The 3,482-nt window shown below is 44.0% G+C and carries 3 protein-coding genes; 1 reads left to right on the top strand and 2 read right to left on the bottom strand.

Annotated features, from left to right (window positions below; genetic code table 11):
- Positions 1-521 precede the first annotated feature (521 nt).
- Entirely contained in the window at positions 522-1,502 is a 981-nt protein-coding gene (locus ACTXGO_RS11350) for an ion transporter (protein WP_317199017.1), read from the top strand.
- A 95-nt stretch (positions 1,503-1,597) separates the two neighbouring features.
- Here ACTXGO_RS11350 and ACTXGO_RS11345 read toward each other — a convergent pair whose 3' ends face one another.
- Positions 1,598-2,272: a TerD family protein gene (locus ACTXGO_RS11345; protein ID WP_317199016.1), complete on the bottom strand. Its 675-nt coding sequence runs from the start codon at positions 2,270-2,272 to the stop codon at positions 1,598-1,600.
- A gap of 51 nt (positions 2,273-2,323) precedes the next feature.
- The gene (locus ACTXGO_RS11340) at positions 2,324-3,409 is read right to left on the bottom strand and encodes a helix-turn-helix transcriptional regulator (protein ID WP_443541780.1); all 1,086 of its coding nucleotides are present in this window, start codon (positions 3,407-3,409) and stop codon (positions 2,324-2,326) included.
- Positions 3,410-3,482: the final 73 nt, after the last annotated feature.

Genomic DNA, 3,482 nt, shown 5'->3' with positions numbered 1-3,482 from the left:
GATAGTAAACGCTGTCTTTTATAAAAAAGGGGTCGATAATACCTTATGATTGGATACTGTAGTAACTCACCGCTTCGCTGCGAGAATGCTCGAAATATGACTTTGGTTAATCAGTCTAATAGCGCGTGTCCTGATTGTGGTTTATCTTTAATACCGGCTAATGATGTCAGTCGCAATTTGAGTATTGATCATCGTGTCTTGCAATTTGGTCTGATAGTCACTGTTTTTGTCTTGCTTGTATTGGTCTACGTTTACTACGCTGCATCTGTATAAATAAAGGGTAAACTCGATGTTATTTGCTTTAAGAAATTTAAGCAAAACGTTTTATAACGATTTCAACAAAATATTAATTTATATGATATTTTATTGATAGCGCTTACTATCAAATCTAAACTCATTTATTCTACGAATATTGATTTTACTTATGCTGACAGAGGCGACGTAAAACAAATACTAGTAGCAAATACTCTCAAAGTGACTCAACTATAAACTAGATCGGTGTTATACCGCATAGGAACGGCATGCTACTCCAACCTGTACGGCGCTTGCGTCATTTTGTCTATAATATTTTACAAAATGATGAACACGATACTTGGCTAAGTCGTTACGTCGATTACTTCCTGATTGTTTTGATTATGACCAACGTCGCCGCGGTCATAGCTGAGTCTGTAGATCACTTATACTATCCTTATCAAGAGTACTTTACGTTATTTGAAAACTTCTCCATCGTTATATTTTCTATTGAGTATTTGCTAAGACTATGGAGCGTGGCTGAAGCAAAGCCTGATAATACTACGTGGCGACAGCGCTGGGAGTGGCTCAAAAGCCCGTCTGCGCTTATCGACTTGGTCGCCATTGCGCCCGCCTTTTTAAACTTTTTTGTCACCATAGATCTGCGTTTCTTACGTATCTTGCGTCTATTTAGAATCCTAAAACTAACCCGCTATTTTGTCTCAATGCGCATTTTGCTGGTGGTCATTAGTAAAGAAAAGGGCTCGTTTCAGGCGGTCATCTTTATTTTAATTATTATGATTGTCACTGCATCAAGTGGTATTTATTTGGTCGAAAACCACGCGCAGCCAGAAGAGTTTGAGTCGATACCTAAGGCGATGTGGTGGGCGGTGGTTACTTTGACCACGGTCGGCTACGGCGATGTTACGCCCATCACCAACGCAGGCAAGATATTAGGCGCGATTATCACTATATTGGGTGTAGGCTTGGCCGCTTTGCCTGCAGGTATTTTGGCGACGGGCCTTGCCAACGAGCTGGCGCAGCGCCGAGATGAGTTGGAACAGGATTTTCGTGAGCAGCTGGTAGATAGTGATTTTGATTTGGTACAAAATCAGGTCATGATTGATAAGATTCGCCGCGAGCTTGGACTCGATCGTGAGCAGGCGCAAGATATTGTCTTGCAGGTGCTGCGTGAGCAAGAGCTTGAGCGCCGAGAAAAAGAGATGCGTAAAAAGAATTTTTGTCCGCACTGCGGTGAGCCGCTTGAGTAATCGAATCTGTCATACATAAAAAAGGTGAGACACTAAAATGTTTCACCTTTTTTATGCTCATTTTTGTACTTACTAAGAGCGATTGTTGACAGGCATTAGCCGCCTGATTCTGACGACACAGGTGCTAGCGGCATGGGTAGTACGCGGGCAAGCTCATGTGCTATTAGTTGCGCCGCTTTTGGGATATCGTGCTCATCTAGCGGTAGATTTTGCAAAGTTAAATGCCAGTCCTCTATACCTCGGCGTAAACTTGCAATCCATACGGCGCTACAATCGCGAGGAGATTGTCTTAAATTAACTTCAAAGGCGCGGTTGCCTTCATCATCACTTAAATGCACTTCACCAGCGTTGAGCTTACCTAACGGATGACCGTGATAGGAGCTGACAAGCATGGCAATATGTTCGATATGCTCTGGTATATCGGCGAGCGCTAGGCGAATTTGCTCTTGATCAAGCGGCGCACGGTACAAGGATTGATCGCCGCGATCTTTACTGTTTAGGCTGTCTCCTTGATGCCTGACGGACTCCGCTTTGTCCCGTAATTGCTTAAACCAGACGATATCGTCGATAGTGCAGTTTTTGTCATACAGCACGCAAGCAATATCAAGATCTATAGCGTCTTGGTTTTTTTTAAAACGCTTGAGTAATCCTTTGGTCTCAACTTTGGTGAACTCATAATTTAAAGCAAAAAACAAAGTTTCAGCGTTTAATCCTAAAGCGCTCAGACTGTCTGATAGGGGCGGGGTAACTTGGGCATAAGGGGTAGACATGGTTAACCTTTTTTATTAAATAGTGTTGTTTATTAGCAGCAAGTAGAGCGCTTATCGCAGGCTATCTACTGATTCTTTGTTAAGTACCGCTTGATATAGCAAATCAGGTTTGGCACTAATGAGTCCTTTACCAAATCCGCGTAGCCACCAGACCAATTGCGAGGTTAGATTGACCGTGGCCTTAATCGTCAACGTATCGTCGTCATTATCGGTGACCGTCTGATCCACGCTCAGTTTGCTTTCAGTCAAGCTTTTACCCGCTCTTTTGGTAAATCTCAGCTCAACTTGAGTGTTTTTGCCGTGATCTGGTAGCTGGCTGAGCAAATGATGGGTAAAGCCCATACCGCCTGCATCAAGGTAGCTGTCAAGCTCAAAACCCTCAGGCGTGACAGATGGCGTGTCTAAAATCTCAACGCTCTCAAAGCGGTGTAGGGCAAAGGTGCGTATGATCATCTCAGGGTCATCCGTGCGGGTTGCGAGCATATAGATAATGACGCCGCGCTGGATAATAGCGATAGGGTTGAGAATATATTCGCTCGCCTCAGACTTGTTGCTACGCGTATAGCAGGCTCTTATCTGCATCTGATAAAACAGCGCATGATAAATATTATCTTTACTTTCTAGGTCAACATGCGGCGCAATTAGAGGCTGGGTCGCAGGTTCAATACGCACGCGATCTATCCAAGAGTGAGTGACCTTACTGTTTTTGAGCTGGCGCCGCGCCAAATCAAACCAGGGGAATAGCTCATCTAAAATAGCGGGCGGCAGTAGTTGGGTAAGATTGGCCTCAACCATGTTGAAGGCGACCGCTTGCGATAGGTTCATATGCGGTAAGCTTTGCAGCGGAGCATCATCACGCCAGCGCCAGCCTTGCGGATTGGCATTATTTTTTTCTATAGGAAAGCGTTTTGCCAAGGCATTTAAATCTCTTTGTACCGTACGCAAACTGATATCAAAACCTGCCAAAACCAGCTGCTCATATACGTGCGTAGTCCCTACCCAGCGATTGCGTTGCAACTGTGACAGCACTTGCCATTGCCGCGCAGTAGTTGCCGCGCCATGACGATTATCCGTATTGTCGTCTTTAACAATGGCTTGAGTATCGGCTTGTGGGCTGTCTGTCTGAGACACAGTCATTGGTAAATACCTTTATCAATTTGTTTTAATTGTTATGAGGTCAAAGTTATTAAGTTATTAAGTTATTAAGTTA

Source organism: Psychrobacter sp. T6-1 (assembly GCF_052258445.1).
Note: the sequence above shows the minus strand (reverse complement) of the source record. Positions and strands in the feature narration are given on the sequence as shown.

Coding starts and splice junctions, on each gene's coding strand:
- ACTXGO_RS11350 (WP_317199017.1), top strand. CDS start 522: ATGCTACTCCAACCTGTACGGCGCTTGCGTCATTTTGTCTATAATATT.
- ACTXGO_RS11345 (WP_317199016.1), bottom strand. CDS start 2,272: ATGTCTACCCCTTATGCCCAAGTTACCCCGCCCCTATCAGACAGTCTG.
- ACTXGO_RS11340 (WP_443541780.1), bottom strand. CDS start 3,409: ATGACTGTGTCTCAGACAGACAGCCCACAAGCCGATACTCAAGCCATT.